Origin of the sequence: Sphingopyxis sp. (assembly GCF_035686825.1) — a bacterium.
Classification (GTDB): Bacteria; Pseudomonadota; Alphaproteobacteria; order Sphingomonadales; family Sphingomonadaceae; genus Sphingopyxis.
This window is the reverse complement of record NZ_DASRYZ010000006.1, coordinates 182,047-196,071: the sequence shown is the minus strand read 5'-3', so window position 1 is coordinate 196,071 and position 14,025 is coordinate 182,047. Positions and strand designations below refer to the sequence as shown.

Genomic DNA, 14,025 nt, shown 5'->3' with positions numbered 1-14,025 from the left:
CTCAGACCGCGACGATCGGGTTGCGGAGCGTGCCGATGCCCTCGACGGTGCATTCGACCACATCGCCGGGCCACATGAACTCTTGGGGGTCGCGGCCCGCGCCGACTCCCGCGGGAGTACCGGTCGCGATGATGTCGCCGGGTTCGAGCGTCATCACGCTCGAAATGTCGGCGATCAACTGATTGATATTGAATAGCATGAAGCGCGTATTGCTGTTCTGCTTCTCCACCCCGTTCACATGGGTCAGGATATTGAGATTGTGCGGATCGCCGATTTCGTCGGCGGTGACGATGCACGGCCCCATCGGCGCGAAGCTGTCCTGCCCCTTCGACACGATCCACTGCCCCGCGCGGCGGCAATCGCGCGCCGACACGTCGTTGATGACGGTATAGCCGAACACATGGTTCAGCGCGTCGCCCTCGGCGACACCGCGCGCGGTGCTGCCGATCACCACCGCGAGTTCGGTTTCCCAGTCGAGCTGCTGCGTCACCTTCGCATTGTGGCGGATCGGGTCGTTCCACGAGACGACCGCGGTCGGCGGTTTCGAGAAGATTACCGGTTGCTGCGGCAATTCGTTCGACGTGTCTAGACTACGCGCCGATTCAGCAACATGCTCGGTATAGTTAAGACCGATACCGAAGATATTCTTGCGCGGCCGCGGGATCGGCGCGAGCAGGGTGACATTCCCTTCGGGCAGCGAGGTGCCGATCAGATCGGCGGTCGTCGCGCTGTCGATCGCTTCGCGCAGGAAGCGCAGACCGATCGGCCCCAGGTCGATGAAATCGAGCATCGTCGACGGCAAATCCTGCCCGACCGCATTGCCGAAATATTCGACGTCGATCACAAGTGCGTCGTGGAGAAGGCCGAGCCGGGGTTCGGTCTCGACCGTGCGATAGGTGACGAAACGCATAAACTATCCTGTCTGGTCAGGCGGGCTGGTGACCGCCATGGTCGGAATAGGCTTCCTCGATCCGGACGCCGAGCGCCTCCATCACGGGGAAGTCGTTGAACGAGAAGAGAAACGCCTCTTCGGACGCGTCGAGATTGACATGCTCGTGCCACATCCACGCGGGCACGCAGAAAATGTCGTGCGTTTGCCAGTCGAAGCGCTCGCCGCCGATGATCGAATAGCCGCGGCCGCCCGCGACATTATAGACGACATTGCCCGTATGGCGGTGCGCCTTGCCGCGGAAACCGCCTTTAAGCATCTGCATATGCGCGCCCATCGTCTGGAGCGCCCAGCCGCCGGTGAGCGGGTTCGAATAGCGTAGCATATGCCCGTCGAAGGGCGTGCCGTCCGAGACCTTGGCAAGGTTCCACAGCGCGTCGCGCACCGTCTCCCAGCGATAGACCATCACCGGCGAATAGGGCTTCTCCCACGCCGGCACGCCCTCGGGCCGCAGCGCCGCACCGCCGTAGCTCAGCGGCAGGTCGTCGACCGGAAACGCCGCGGTCTGCGCCGGCCGGTCGTAAACCGCGTAGAAATTGGTCTCGAGGCTGTTCATCAGCGGGATGTCGAGCCCATCCTGCCAGATCGAGACTTCGCCCTCGGCGACGACGCCATGATCGTGCCAGGCGCCGTTCGGCGTCAGCACATAGTCGTTCGCGCCCAAGGTGATGTGGTGCCCGTCGACGACGGTATAGGCGCCCCTCCCCTCCATGATGAAGCGGTGCGCCGAGGCGGTGTGCTTGTGCGCGGGGGTGATCTCGCCGGGGCGCATCGCCTGCATGCCGCTGAACAGCCAGCCGCACACCGCGACATTCTCGCGCCCCGCGTCGCTGTCGTTGAGCAGGGTCACGACGCGGCGCCCCGCTTCCTCGGGCTTCACCAAGTCGAGCGCGCGCAGGCACATGTCGCGCATCTCGGCGTAGCGCCAGAGCGTCGGGCGATAGCGCGTCTCGGGCTCCCACGGCTCGATGGCATTCGCGCGTTTCCAGAAAGCGCCGGCATTGCGCGCTGCAAGCTCCTGATAAAAGGCTTCGAGTTCGGGCGTATCGGTCACGCGCGACCGCCCGAGCACATCGTCGCGCGGATCGATGATCGTGTTGCCGGTCATAACGGCCTCTCCTCGTCGGGATCGATGGGCGGCTGCTCGTCGACGAACAGCGCCGACGCGCGCGGAGTCCGGTCGACCGTCAGGTTGAAGATGTCGAAGCGGTTATAGCCGCCGATGATGTCGTGCATCAGCTTGGGGCGGATGCAGTCGCCAAGGTCGATATCGGCATAGGCGATGCCTTCGACGTCGATCAGCGCTTCGCCGACCAGATTGCCGTGCGGGTCGATGACGCCCGAAAAGGCGCTGTTCGGCCGCGACAGCAGCTCGCGGTTCGCCGGGCGATCTTGCGACATCGCCGCGATGATCTCCTCGCTCACAGCCGAGCAGGCGACGATGGTGAAGACCTTGCCCTCGAAGCTGTGCGCGGTCGCGCGGATCTTGATCGCCTCGGCCATATTGTAAGATGCGGGCGCGACGGGCAGCGCGATATAGTTGGCGACGTGGACGAGCTCGCCCTGCGACAGCAAGGCGAAGCGCGCGAGCGTGTTCGTATTCTCGCCGCACGCGAGCGTGCCGAGCGGCCCGACGGGCGTGTCGTAGACACAGATCGAGCTGCCGTCGCCGCCCGCCCAGGTCAGCTTCTCGGCCCAGGTCGGCACCAGCTTGCGGTGCCGCCCGAGCAGACCGCCGTCGGCGCCGATGATCAGGTTGCTATTGTAGAGCGTGCCGACGCTGACCGGATCGCGCTCGTTGATCCCGATCACGACGGTGCAGCCATGATCGCGTGCGGCAGCGCAGAGCGCTGCGACCTCCGGGCCATCGACCAGCACCGATGCGCGATACAATCGCTCGTGCCACTCGGCACCCTCGATCGGCGTCATCAGCCAGTTCCAATAGGGATAGGCGGAAACGAACACCTCGGGAAAGGCGACAAGCTCAGCGCCGTTTCCCGCCGCCTCGGCGATCAGCGCGCACGCCTTGTCGATAGTGCGCGCCGTGTCGAGGAAGACCGGCGCGGCCTGTATCGCGGCAACGCGCGACTTGGGCAGAGAGGGCTCCGACACGTCGCTCATGTCACCGCCGCCCGCTGGTGATATTGCGGCTTGTCCCATGCGCGCGTTGCGCAGACCTTTTCAAGGCGGCGGGCGGTTTCGACGATGTCCTGATAGCGCAGGTACAGCGGCGTCAGCCCAAAGCGCAAAATGTCGGGCGCGCGGAAGTCCGCGATGACGTCGAACTCCTTGAGCGCCTGCACGATCTGGTAACCCTGCGGGTGCGCATAGGCGACCTGGCTGCCCCGCTCGGCATGGCCCTGTGTGCTCACCAGTTCGAAGCCGTAAGCGTCGCACAGCGGCTGCATAAGCTCGATGAACAGATCGCCGAGCGCGAGCGACTTGCGGCGAATTTCGGCCATGTCGGCTTCGAGGATCAGGTCGACGCCGACTTCGAGCGCCGACAGGCCCAGCACTGGCGGCGTGCCGCACTGAAAACGTTCGATCCCCGCGGCGGGGTCGTAATCCTCCTCGAAGTCGAAGGGCCGCGCGTGGCCGAACCAGCCCGACAGCACCGGCGTGGCGGCATGGTGCCGCGCTGCGGCGAAGAGATAGGCGGGCGCGCCGGGGCCGCCGTTGAGGAATTTATAGCCGCAGCCGATCGCGAAGTCGGCGTTCGCGCCATTGAGGTCGACCGGGATCGCGCCCGCGCTGTGGCTCAGATCCCAGACAACGAGCGCCCCGGCTTCGTGCGCCGCCCGCGTGACTGCCGCCATGTCGCGCACACGGCCCGACTTGTAGTGGACCTGCGTCAAGAGCAGAACCGCGACATCGTCGTTCAGCGCCTCGACGACATCATCCGGCGCCACGGTCACCGCCTTCACCCTCCCGCCCGAAAAGGCCTCGATCCCCTGCATCATATAGACGTCGGTCGGGAAATTCGTCGCCTCCGAGAGGATCACGGTCCGTTCGCGCCGTAACGAAAGTGCGGCCGTCAGTGCCTTGAAAATATTCACCGAAGTCGAATCTGTCGCGACGATCTCGCCCGCATTCGCGCCGATCAGCCGGCCGATCTTGTCGCCGATCCGGCGCGGCGCGGTCGACCATTCGGCGCCCAGCCACGAAGTGATCAGCCCCTCGCCCCACTCGCCACCGACGACTTCAGCAAGCCGCTCGCCCGTCGCCTTGGGCAGCGCGCCGAGCGAATTGCCGTCAAGATAGATCAGCCCTTCGCGCAGGTGGAAACGGTCGCGAAAAGGCGCGAGCGGGTCGGCGGCGTCGAGCGCCGACACATCGGTGGCGAACATCGTGTCGGTCATGCGATTTCCCTCAGAATGGCGCGCACGGGGCTGGCATCGGCGCCGACAATCCGCAGCGGCAGCGCGACGAGTTCGTAGCGGCCGGGCGGGACGTCATCGAGCACCAGCCCTTCCAGGATCCGCATGTCGGCGGCCTTCACCGCCTGGTGCGCGTCGAGCGTCTTCGACTGTTCGGGATCGAGCGAGGCGGCGTCGGTGCCAATCAGGCGCACGCCCATAGACCCGAGCCGCGCGATCACGTCGCTAGCAATGGCTGTGAAGTCCGAATCCCATTGCTCGTGTGGAAACTGCTCATAGGTCCGCAACAGAACACGCTCGGCGTCCTCGATCGCAGTCCAGTCCACATCGGCAATCTCGACCCGCCCGCGCGCGTGGCGGACGTCGAGCAGCACGCACGGACCGATATAGGGACCGAGGTCGCTGTCGGCCGACGACACCCCATCATTGGCATAGTGTAGCGGCGCATCGCCATGCGTGCCCGCATGCAGCGGCGTGAACATGCCGCCGACATTGACCGGGCAGCCGTCGCCGATCACCGCATGGCTGTGGAGCGCGAAGGCCGGCTCGCCGGGCCACACCGGGACCGCGGCGTGCAGCGGCTGCGAAATGTCCCAGATCCGGCTCATGCGCCCTTCCCCTCGGCATAGTCGCCGCCCCCATAATCTCCACCTTGGCGCGGCGCGGTCATTTCGGTACGCATCGACCAAAGTTCGGGGAAAAAGCTGAGACTCAGCGCCTTGACCAGATAATTGACCCCCGACGAGCCGCCGGTCCCCGGCTTGTGTCCGATCACGCGCGCAACGGTCTTCATGTGCTTGAAGCGCCATTCCTGGAAATAATATTCGAGCGCGGTGATCTTCTCGGCGAGCGTGTAGAGATCCCAATGCCGCTCGGGGTCGGTGTAGATCGCGAGCCACGCCTTTTCGACCGCTTCGGACGCCTCGTAAGGCTTCGTCCAGTCACGCTCCAGACGATCGGCAGGAATGGAAAATCCCCGCCGCGCCAGCAACCGCAGCAGCTCGTCATACAGCGACGGCGCCTCGAACGTTGCCCGCAGCCGCGCTGTGCCCTCCACATCGTCCTTGTGGACGATCATCATATCCTCGCGCTTGTTGCCGAGCAGATATTCGAGTTCGCGATATTGCTGCGACTGAAAGCCCGAGGCGCGGCGCAAGAAGCCGCGAAAGGTCAGGAAATCATGCGGAGTCAGCGTCGCGAGCACTTCCCAGCTGTGGATCATATGGCGCTGGATCGTCGCGATCCGATCGAGCCCCTTGCCCGCGATTGCGAGCCGGTCGCCCTTGATCGCGTCATAGACGATCCGGCCTTCATGCAGCACGAGCTTGAGCCACAGCTCCATCGTCTGGTGCATGATGATGAACAGCATCTCGTCGGGCTTGTCCGACACCGGCACCTGCGCCGAGAGCAATTGCGCGGTCTGCAGGTGCCGCGCATAGGTGAGGCCATTGTCCCACTGGATCGTCTCGCCGTCGATCTCGGTCTCGAAAATGTCGGTGCCGCCGTCGCTCGTCTGCCTGATCATTGCGATGCCTCTCCGCTTGCCGGCGCGGCCGGCAGGCGTCCTTCATAGGCGACATCGCCCGGGCAGGCATCCCCCGGTTCGAGCGCCGGCTCGTCGGCAATCTTGCGGTAGATGCTCGCGAAGTCGGTTTCCTCGGTCGCGCGCAGCAATTCCTCGAACCCCGCGACGACGAAATAGGCCTGCTGAAGTTGATCGAAATGATATTTGGTCCGCATCACGCGCTCGATATCGAGCCAGATCCGCCGCGGTTCGGGCGCGGTCAGCGCCGATACCGTCTCGGCAAGGCTCGACATCAGCCCGCCGCCAAAGGCGCGAAGCTCGCCATCCTCGACGACGAGCCCGAACTCGACGGTATAAAGCCACAAGCGCCCGAGAAAATCCGACGCGCCCAGCTTTTCGGCGCGCAACCCCGCCTGCCCATAGGCCACGAGGAAGTCCGAAAAGGCCGGGTCGGTCAGCATCGGCACATGCCCGAATATGTCGTGAAACATGTCGGGCTCTTCGCTGTAGGCGATCTGCTCGGGCGGGCGGAGGAAATTGGCGGCGGGAAAGCGCCGGTGCGCGAGATGCTCGAAAAAAGGCTCGTTCGGGATCCAGCCGGGCACCGCGACGACTTCCCACCCCGATACCGGCTTCAGCAGCACGTTGAGTTCGGCAAAATCGGGAACGCCGGGCGTCAGCTTGTGGAGGATGTCGAGCCCACCCAGGAAGGACCGACACGCATAACCATCGAGCGCCGCCGACTGCCGTTCGAAAAGGGCGCGCCAAGTCTCGTGCTGCCCGCCGGTGAAGGCACGCCAGTTTTGCGGCATCGTCCAATCGGCCGCGACGCCTTCGGGCGGTGCGTCGAAAATATGCGTCGCGGCCATCGGTCTCTCTCCAAACCTTCGGCCGCCAGACTAGCCTGCACGCGGGCGAACATTGTGCGGATTTGGCGGCGAAGCGGCGTGAAAAATCGACATTCGTTCTGCGCTATTTCTCATTTGAAGGAATATGTTCCCCCATGTTAGCTTCCAACCGTCATTCTGAACAAAAGCCGATTCAAGGACGGAACGCATGGACAAGCTCGACTGGAAGATCGTCGCCGCGCTTGAGAGTGATGGCAGGCAATCCTATGCCGACCTCGGCGAACAGGTCGGCCTTTCGAAATCGCCCTGCTGGTCGCGCGTGAAAAACCTCGAGGAAAGCGGCGTGATCGAAGGCTATGCGGCGCGGCTCGACCCGCTCGCGATCGGCCTCGCGGTGCAGAGTTTCGTCGAGGTGCAGATCCGTTTCGACGCGCATATCGAATTCGAAGCCGCGGTGCTCGCGCATCCTGCCGTCGTCGAGTGCCACACGACCGCGGGCGAAAGCGACTATCTGCTCAAGATCTTCGCGCGCTCGGCCGATCATCTCGACGAGCTGCTTCGTCACAATTTGTCGAAACTGCCCGGCGTCCAGCGTTTGAAGACGGTGGTGTGCCTCAAGACGATCAAGCGCCACGGCGATCTCGCCGAATGGGCGCGCACGACCGAGGGCCGCGACCGCGCCAATTGACCATCAAAACCGCTTGCGGACCGACAGCTGGATCGTGCGCCCCAACGGGTCGGCGTCGTAACGCCGATACCCCGCGGGGACGCTCCCATCGCCCAGCACGACGCGCCGATAGCTGTTGAACAGGTTCTGGATATCGAGCGAAATGTTGAGATCCGAAAGCCATGCGGGCTTCTCTTCCATTCGCAGCAGGCGCTCTGGCTCGGCGAACAGGCGCAAGTTCAGCCTCGTCACCGCGCGGTGGCGATAGTCCTGCCGGCCGTCCGACGCGGCGGAGGTGCGGAGGCGAAAGGGGCTTTGCCAATTCCCGTCCAGCGTCAACCCGGCCCCGGCACGCCCCGCAACCAGCTGGAACCCCAGGCTATGGCGCGATTGCGCCGTATCGCCGCGCAGCCGGTCGATCGCCGGGACGCCCGGACGCGCCAGCAACTCGCTGCGCAATGACCAGCCATGGTTGACCGACAGCGTTATCTGCCACGGGCTGGCCACGAAGGGCCCCGCTCCTTCCGCGCCATTTTTCCCGCCCGTGGAAAAGGAGACCACCAGGCCGCTGTCGAGCCGTTCGTTGATGTCGCGCGCGATGCGGATTGGGCGCGCATCGACCGAGACGAGCCGCCCCGCCGCATCGCGAACGACCCGCTCCGGAAACGCAGCCTCGACCGCGGGGGTCAGCGTCGGGAATAGTCCGGCGCCGCCGGTAGCGGATTGGCGTTGATATTGGGTTGAGAGGGTGATTTGCGGATCGGCGAAGGGAGTCAGGCTGGCACGCAGCGAATAGCTGCGCAGCCGCCCGCGGCCCAAGTCGGGATTGCCACCAGTGATCCATAGCGGCTCGGCGATCTCCTGCCGCCGGTAATCATAGATGCGCCTCACCTCCTCGACATAGGGGCCGCCCAGCTGATCGGCGCTCGGTATCAGCTGGGCGAAGCCTGCGGTGGCGTAGAGCTGAAGAAGCGGAAAAGGCGTCCAGTTCATTCCGAAATCGAACCGCTTTTGCAGCGGCGAGCCCGAGGCCTCGCTCACGCCGCCGGCGATATCGAACGACAAATCGCCGAGCGTCGAGAACCCGTCGGAGGCCGATGAGAAAATCGGCACGGAAAACGAAACTCGCGCATCAAGTTGCTTGCGCTGGAATTCAGCGTCGCCGGGCGAGACGTCTTCGTCGGCGGAAAACCGGCTTTCAGACCAGTTTCGCGTTGCGCCGAGCGAGATATTCGATCTTACCGCACCTGCGGGCAGCGTCAGTATCATCCCGCTGAGATTGAATTGTCCCGACAGGATTTCGCTGCGCGAACGCGACCGATCTTCCTGGATTTCCGATCCGGGAACCGCGCTTTCGAGGGTGTTCGTGGACCATTCGCGAGCATAGCGTGTGGTGAAATTCGCGTACCAGTCCCCCAAGGGGCCAGCGATCATGGCCGACAGTCCGAGGCTGGTGGAATCCTGATCGCCACGCAGCGCACGATCGCGGCCCGCGGCGTCTGCGGGCACGCGCCCGAGCAACTGGCGGCCACTACGCTGGGCGGCATCGATGCTGAGCGTGCCTGTGAATCGGCCCAGCGGTCGCGACAGACCGAGGTTGAGCGTTATGCTGTCCGATGCCGGTAACAGAGTATGATAAGCGCCGTCCGGATCGTTTCTGCGCTCGCTCTTGAGCAACGCGCTATCGTGCGAGACGCCTGCTTGCGCGTTCCAGCGCATTTTGCCGTCGATCACGAAGCGCCCGAGCGACAATCGCCCATTTTCCCGTCCGCCCGCTGTCGCCATAGCCAGCCCCCCCTCGGCCTGCCACGACGCAAAATTCTGCTTGAGGACCAGGTTCAATACGGGTTTGCCCGGGGGATAGCCATATCGTGCGGCGGCTTCCGACCGCAAGATGGCAAGCCGTGCCAGTGCCTCGGGCGGGAAGCCGGTGATCCCCATCGCACCGTCGGCACGTTCGCCGTTGATAAGGATGACTGGCTGCTCGTCGACCCGCCCGGTCAACGGCGCAACAAGCGCGATTAGTTCGCCGATCGAGCCAGCGCCATAGGCATCGATATCCGCTTCGCCCAGTTCAGTTTCGGACTCAACCAGCGCCTCGCCCCACCGCGCGGTCACCACAATCTCATCGGCGTCGGAAAGCGATGGAGTCGAGGGGGCCCCGGCCGGAATTTGGGCGTGAGCGACAGCGCCCATCGAAGGCAGGAGCGCTGCCGCCGCGCAGGCGAATGCCCTTTCCGTCCCCGCCTTCATAAACCGTCACTCGCTATTGCACGTCAAAGCGATCTCCCCGCAGCCAACGATCCTTCCACAAGCCGATGAAGACCGGAAGGCAGCCCTTCCGGTCTTCATCGTTCTCAGCTGCCGGCGTACCGTGGGGAGGAGGGAGGGGTTACCCCAATCCTGCCTGCCCCAACGGGCAGGCAGGCGTCGGCTGTATACGCCAACGGCTGATCAGGGGTAGCTGAACGAAGCTGTCGGATTCGTCGGCACATTGCCTTGGATGCTGCAGCTCGAACCACCGGGCGGATCCGACGGGATCGTGCTCTTGGTGTGGGTGAACTTGAGGACACCGCCGACCAGATCGGCCTTCAGGTTTCCGCGGCAATTGCCGGTGACACCAGTCACCCGCACATCGATGAATTCCACCTCGGTGGCGCTGTTCGCCTGGACCTTATAAGGAAGGCCGGCGAAGGAGACGAGCGAACACAGCGGATCGCCGGGAGGAATCGTCAGGCTGGTGATCCTCGTGCCATTGGGCAGGGGAATGGAGGGCCCGACGTTGGTCTGAATGGTGCCGTCCGAAACGATGTTTGCGTTAAGCACGCAGTTCAGGATGATGCCCTTCTTCACCTGGACGGTGGTGGGCACCACGCTGCCGGACCCGGTAGGGGAATAGGTTGCCGCTTGCGCCGTGGCCGGAAGCAAACTCAACGCAACAAGGGAGCTAAGTGAAGCTTTCGCAAAATACTTCATGTCTATCCTCTCCTATTCTGTTTTGACGAGAAGGGAATTTCCTTCCCGATACTTATGACGCACCGGGGTGTCCGTCGGGGGGATAGAAGGGCAAAAATATTTGCAAATATCGACGCCCGGCGAATGATCATTCGGCGTGACACCTGCCTTTTCCCCATTGAATAGGTACATATTTGCAAATCCGTTGCCGCTGTAGGGTTGCAGGGCGAGCGCAACCGCTCCCCCTTTCTCGCACGGGATGCGTATCTGCCATTCGCCCGACAAAAAAAGCAGACGCCCGCTTTGCTGTTCACCCTGGCGGGGACGGGGGACAAAAAAAAGGGCGCGTTCGAAAACGCGCCCGAGGGAGGACCTTGCGTCGTGCCGATCAGAAACGCTTGGTCACACTGAAGCCGATGATGCGCGGGTCGAGCGTGAAGATATTCGCGCTGAGTCCGGTGTCGTCGCTGTTCGTGAAGGTGTTGGTTATCGGCGTGTCGTTGAACAGGTTCTTGACATAAAGCTGCATCGCGAATTGCGATTCCGGGCGTTCCAGCGTTACCGCCAGATTGGCATTGTCCCATGCGCGCAGCCGGTCATATTCGGTGTTGTACACGCGGGCATAGCTTTTCGCCTGACGGTAATAATCGCCGCGGAACGTCAAATTCCAGTCGTCGATGAAGAAGGTATATTGCGCGCCGATATTGAAGGTGAAGCGCGGCGAATTGGGCAGCTCATTCCCTTCCAGATCGGCATAGAAACCGCGCCCGCCGTTGGGCGCATCGGTCAGCGGATCGTAAGTGAAACCCAAGAACTGATCGTAGCGAAGGTTGGTCTCGACATTCGGGTTGAAACTGCCGTAACGCGCCGATCCCGCGCACATGGCGGACAGCATGAAGTCTCCGAGCCCATTGGGCCCGGCGAAGAAGGAATTCAGGATCGCCTCGACCTTGTCCCTGGGCGCAATACAATTGGACGGGACACCGAGTTGCGGGCGCAGGACCACCCAATCCTCATTCCCCTGCGTCCGGTCCATCACGTCGATCGATTGTGCGCCCTTGCCGATCCGCGTGCGAAGATAACCGAAGTTGGAGTCGATCCGGAAATTGCGCGACGGCTGCCATGCCGCCTCGAGTTCCAGTCCCCAGCTCTGCGCATCGAAATTCTCGTTGAGCGAGATGCGATCGACGATCTGCGACACCTGATAATCGGTATAGTCGTAGAAAAAGGCGGTGGCGTTGAGCGTCATCCTGCCGCCGGCGAAGCTGTTCTTCGTACCGATTTCGAAAGCGTTGACATATTCGGGTTTGAACGTCTCGGCGAGCGGTTGATACTGGATCACCTTGGGGTCGATATCGACGCGCGGCGGGTTCGAACCGCCGCCCTTGTACCCGTGCGAGAAGGACGCATAGACCAATGTGTCGTCGGAGAAGGAGGTTTCGGGTTTCCAGTCGACCACCAGCCGCCCGGTGAAGGCGTCCCACTGCTGGTCGATCGGCGGCAGCGCCGGATAACCGATGCTGACGCGTCCGCCGCTCGATGCCCCGCTGTCGTTGCCGAAATTCTGCGCCCCGAGCAAAAGCTGGCTCGGAATCGGCGTCGAAGTCTTCTTGTCGTTGGTATAGCGCGCGCCGGCGGTGATCTTCACATCGTCCGATACGTTCCAATAGGCCTCGCCGAACAGCGCCCATGATCGGGTCTGCACGACATTCTTGCTGCGGAAATAATTATGCCCTTCGCCGTTGATCTGGCCGATCGGGTTCGGGTCCACATAGACGCACTCGCGAAATTCCTGGCCCGGGTCGCAATTGCGCGTGCCGGTCCCGAATTCACCCGGCGCGTCTTCGCGGTTGTAGAAATATTCGGCAAGAACGCTGAACAGGTTGCTGAAGACGTAATAATCGTCCTGCGACTTGAAATTCAGCGCATTGGCGCCGACGCTGAAATTGAACGGCCCTGAAAAATCCGATTGCAGCCGCAATTCCTGCGTCCACTGCGTGTTGCGCGACTGGCTGACATCGACCGCCAGCATCCGGTCCGACGGGCCGAGTTGCGGATCGGTATAGATACCGCCCGGCGTCGGGCCTGGAATATTGTTCGGTCGCCCCAGAATATCGACCAGACTTGGATCGGCCGAATCGTTGAAAATCGGTACCGAGACGAAGCGATTGTAATCCTGAGACGAATAATAGCGGTCGCGCGAATAGGCCGTCTGCGAGATCAATTTCAAGTCGCCCACCCCCGCCTCGAGATTGAGCTGAAATACATCATTCTTGGCCCGGAATACCGGATCATAGCTGGTCGAAATCTCACGCAGGTTACGTGATTGCCGGACACCGGCATAGGGATCGAGGTCCCGATCGATCAACGGCACGGTAGCGAGCCCGAATACCGGATCGGGCACGAATCCGACCCCGATCTGTTTCGCCGTGTACACAAATGCAAAGCTCGACGCATTCGGCGCGCCGAAAGCCGCGTCGCTGTAAAGCGATCCCGGCTTGCAGCCCTGGCTCAGCTTCGCGCGCAGATGATCGGGGACGACGGTAGTTCCCAGCATCGCGGGCCCGTCGTCACGCGTGCAAAGCTGCTTGCCGGTGCGCGAACGCTGGTCGTCCTCCTCAAAATGCTGCCAGATGAAGCTGGCCTTCAGATTGTCGGTCGGTTCCCACTGCGCCGACACGCGTGTCGACCACAGGTCGCGGTCGTTGACGCGCTGCTGGGTGAAGGTATTGTAATCGAAACCGTCGCGCTTGGTCATCGCGCCCGCGGCGCGGACCGCCAACGTGTCGGTCAGCGGAACGTTGATCATCCCGCTCAGCCGGCGCGTCGCAAAGTTTCCGACCTCGCCCTTCGCCATACCCTCAAACTCGTCGCTGGGCATCGCCGGAATGACATTGACCACGCCGCCCGTAGCGTTCCGGCCATAGAGCGTTCCTTGCGGGCCGCGTAGCACCTCGACGCGCTCGAGGTCGAAGAACTCGGCTTCGAACAGGCGGTTGCGAATGAGCGGCGTGTTGTTGAAGCTGACCGCGACCGCGGGATCGCTCGAGGCCGAAATCGCCTTCGTTCCGATGCCGCGGATCGTAAAGTCATAGCCGCTGAAGTTGCCCTTCGAAAAATTGACGTTGGGAACCGCGCGGACCAGTTCGGCGCCGCTTTCAACCTTGCGGTCGTCGAGCCCTTTGGGCGTGAAGGCGCTAATCGCGATCGGCACGTCGCTGATCTTTTCCTCGCGCTTCTGCGCCGTAACGACGATCTCCGCGGGGTCCTCGATCTCACCGCCGGCGGCGAGCGGCGTTACGTTTCCCTCCCGCGTCACCACAAAGACATCGCCGTCGCGGCGATAGCCGAGGCCGGTGCCGAGCAGCAGCGCGCGCAGCGCCGTTTCGGGGTCGGAACGCTTGCTGTGCCCCGCCGTCCGCTTGCCGTTGACGATCGCCGCGTCGACGAGAATCGTCGCGCCGCTTTGCACGCCGAAGTCGCGCAGCGCCCGGTCGAGCGACTGCGCCGGAATGCTGTAACTCGTGACATGTTCGCGCGCCAGCGCCGCATTGCCCGAGAACGCCAGGCAGCCGATCGCCGCACCACTCAACAGAAATTTGCGCAAATTGCATGCACGAACCCGCATGTTCCCTCTCCCTCACCCTGTGTTGCGGGATTCATGTCCCGCTGTTCCGGCGTTCGATGCGACGCCATTCGGATAG

11 protein-coding genes are annotated in these 14,025 nt (G+C 63.0%); 1 reads left to right on the top strand and 10 read right to left on the bottom strand.

Translation table 11 applies throughout. The features are described from left to right. Nucleotide 1 precedes the first annotated feature (1 nt). Genes VFG17_RS14345 through phhA form a run of 7 tightly spaced genes read right to left on the bottom strand, consistent with a single transcriptional unit; the run spans nt 2 to nt 6,720 of the window. Complete coding sequence (locus VFG17_RS14345) at nt 2-910, bottom strand: fumarylacetoacetate hydrolase family protein (protein ID WP_325030064.1); 909 nt, start codon at nt 908-910, stop codon at nt 2-4. Between the two features lie 16 nt (nt 911-926). Continuing rightward, nucleotides 927-2,057: a cupin domain-containing protein gene (locus VFG17_RS14340; protein ID WP_325030063.1), complete on the bottom strand. Its 1,131-nt coding sequence runs from the start codon at nt 2,055-2,057 to the stop codon at nt 927-929. Beyond that, nucleotides 2,054-3,070, bottom strand: a complete 1,017-nt coding sequence (locus tag VFG17_RS14335; protein ID WP_325030062.1) for a carbon-nitrogen hydrolase family protein — start codon at nt 3,068-3,070, stop codon at nt 2,054-2,056. The genes VFG17_RS14340 and VFG17_RS14335 overlap by 4 nt, the downstream gene beginning before the upstream one ends. Continuing rightward, nucleotides 3,067-4,308, bottom strand: a complete 1,242-nt coding sequence (gene kynU / locus VFG17_RS14330) for a kynureninase (RefSeq protein ID WP_325030061.1) — start codon at nt 4,306-4,308, stop codon at nt 3,067-3,069. The genes VFG17_RS14335 and kynU overlap by 4 nt, the downstream gene beginning before the upstream one ends. Then, complete coding sequence (gene kynB, locus VFG17_RS14325) at nt 4,305-4,934, bottom strand: arylformamidase (RefSeq protein ID WP_325030060.1); 630 nt, start codon at nt 4,932-4,934, stop codon at nt 4,305-4,307. The genes kynU and kynB overlap by 4 nt, the downstream gene beginning before the upstream one ends. Further along, complete coding sequence (locus VFG17_RS14320; protein ID WP_325030059.1) at nt 4,931-5,851, bottom strand: tryptophan 2,3-dioxygenase; 921 nt, start codon at nt 5,849-5,851, stop codon at nt 4,931-4,933. Before VFG17_RS14320 ends, kynB begins: the two co-directional genes overlap by 4 nt. Further along, complete coding sequence (phhA, locus tag VFG17_RS14315) at nt 5,848-6,720, bottom strand: phenylalanine 4-monooxygenase (RefSeq protein ID WP_325030058.1); 873 nt, start codon at nt 6,718-6,720, stop codon at nt 5,848-5,850. The genes VFG17_RS14320 and phhA overlap by 4 nt, the downstream gene beginning before the upstream one ends. A gap of 187 nt (nt 6,721-6,907) precedes the next feature. Between phhA and VFG17_RS14310 the strand changes: the two genes are divergently transcribed. After that, nucleotides 6,908-7,387, top strand: coding sequence for an Lrp/AsnC family transcriptional regulator (locus tag VFG17_RS14310; RefSeq protein WP_325030057.1), 480 nt, complete (start codon nt 6,908-6,910; stop codon nt 7,385-7,387). Nucleotides 7,388-7,390: 3 nt separating this feature from the next. On the opposite strand, the gene VFG17_RS14305 is transcribed toward VFG17_RS14310, so the two are convergent. The 3 genes from VFG17_RS14305 to VFG17_RS14295 form a co-directional block, all read right to left on the bottom strand. Beyond that, nucleotides 7,391-9,619, bottom strand: a complete 2,229-nt coding sequence (locus VFG17_RS14305) for a hypothetical protein (RefSeq protein WP_325030056.1) — start codon at nt 9,617-9,619, stop codon at nt 7,391-7,393. A gap of 201 nt (nt 9,620-9,820) precedes the next feature. After that, nucleotides 9,821-10,342: a hypothetical protein gene (locus tag VFG17_RS14300; RefSeq protein ID WP_325030055.1), complete on the bottom strand. Its 522-nt coding sequence runs from the start codon at nt 10,340-10,342 to the stop codon at nt 9,821-9,823. Between the two features lie 367 nt (nt 10,343-10,709). Further along, nucleotides 10,710-13,949, bottom strand: coding sequence for a TonB-dependent receptor domain-containing protein (locus VFG17_RS14295; protein ID WP_325030054.1), 3,240 nt, complete (start codon nt 13,947-13,949; stop codon nt 10,710-10,712). Between the last annotated feature and the right edge of the window lie 76 nt (nt 13,950-14,025).

Excerpts from the sequence above, each read along its gene's own strand:
- VFG17_RS14345 (WP_325030064.1), bottom strand. The coding sequence starts at position 910 with ATGCGTTTCGTCACCTATCGCACGGTCGAGACCGAACCCCGGCTCGGC.
- VFG17_RS14340 (WP_325030063.1), bottom strand. The coding sequence starts at position 2,057 with ATGACCGGCAACACGATCATCGATCCGCGCGACGATGTGCTCGGGCGG.
- VFG17_RS14335 (WP_325030062.1), bottom strand. The coding sequence starts at position 3,070 with ATGAGCGACGTGTCGGAGCCCTCTCTGCCCAAGTCGCGCGTTGCCGCG.
- kynU (WP_325030061.1), bottom strand. The coding sequence starts at position 4,308 with ATGACCGACACGATGTTCGCCACCGATGTGTCGGCGCTCGACGCCGCC.
- kynB (WP_325030060.1), bottom strand. The coding sequence starts at position 4,934 with ATGAGCCGGATCTGGGACATTTCGCAGCCGCTGCACGCCGCGGTCCCG.
- VFG17_RS14320 (WP_325030059.1), bottom strand. The coding sequence starts at position 5,851 with ATGATCAGGCAGACGAGCGACGGCGGCACCGACATTTTCGAGACCGAG.
- phhA (WP_325030058.1), bottom strand. The coding sequence starts at position 6,720 with ATGGCCGCGACGCATATTTTCGACGCACCGCCCGAAGGCGTCGCGGCC.
- VFG17_RS14310 (WP_325030057.1), top strand. The coding sequence starts at position 6,908 with ATGGACAAGCTCGACTGGAAGATCGTCGCCGCGCTTGAGAGTGATGGC.
- VFG17_RS14305 (WP_325030056.1), bottom strand. The coding sequence starts at position 9,619 with ATGAAGGCGGGGACGGAAAGGGCATTCGCCTGCGCGGCGGCAGCGCTC.
- VFG17_RS14300 (WP_325030055.1), bottom strand. The coding sequence starts at position 10,342 with ATGAAGTATTTTGCGAAAGCTTCACTTAGCTCCCTTGTTGCGTTGAGT.
- VFG17_RS14295 (WP_325030054.1), bottom strand. The coding sequence starts at position 13,949 with ATGCGGGTTCGTGCATGCAATTTGCGCAAATTTCTGTTGAGTGGTGCG.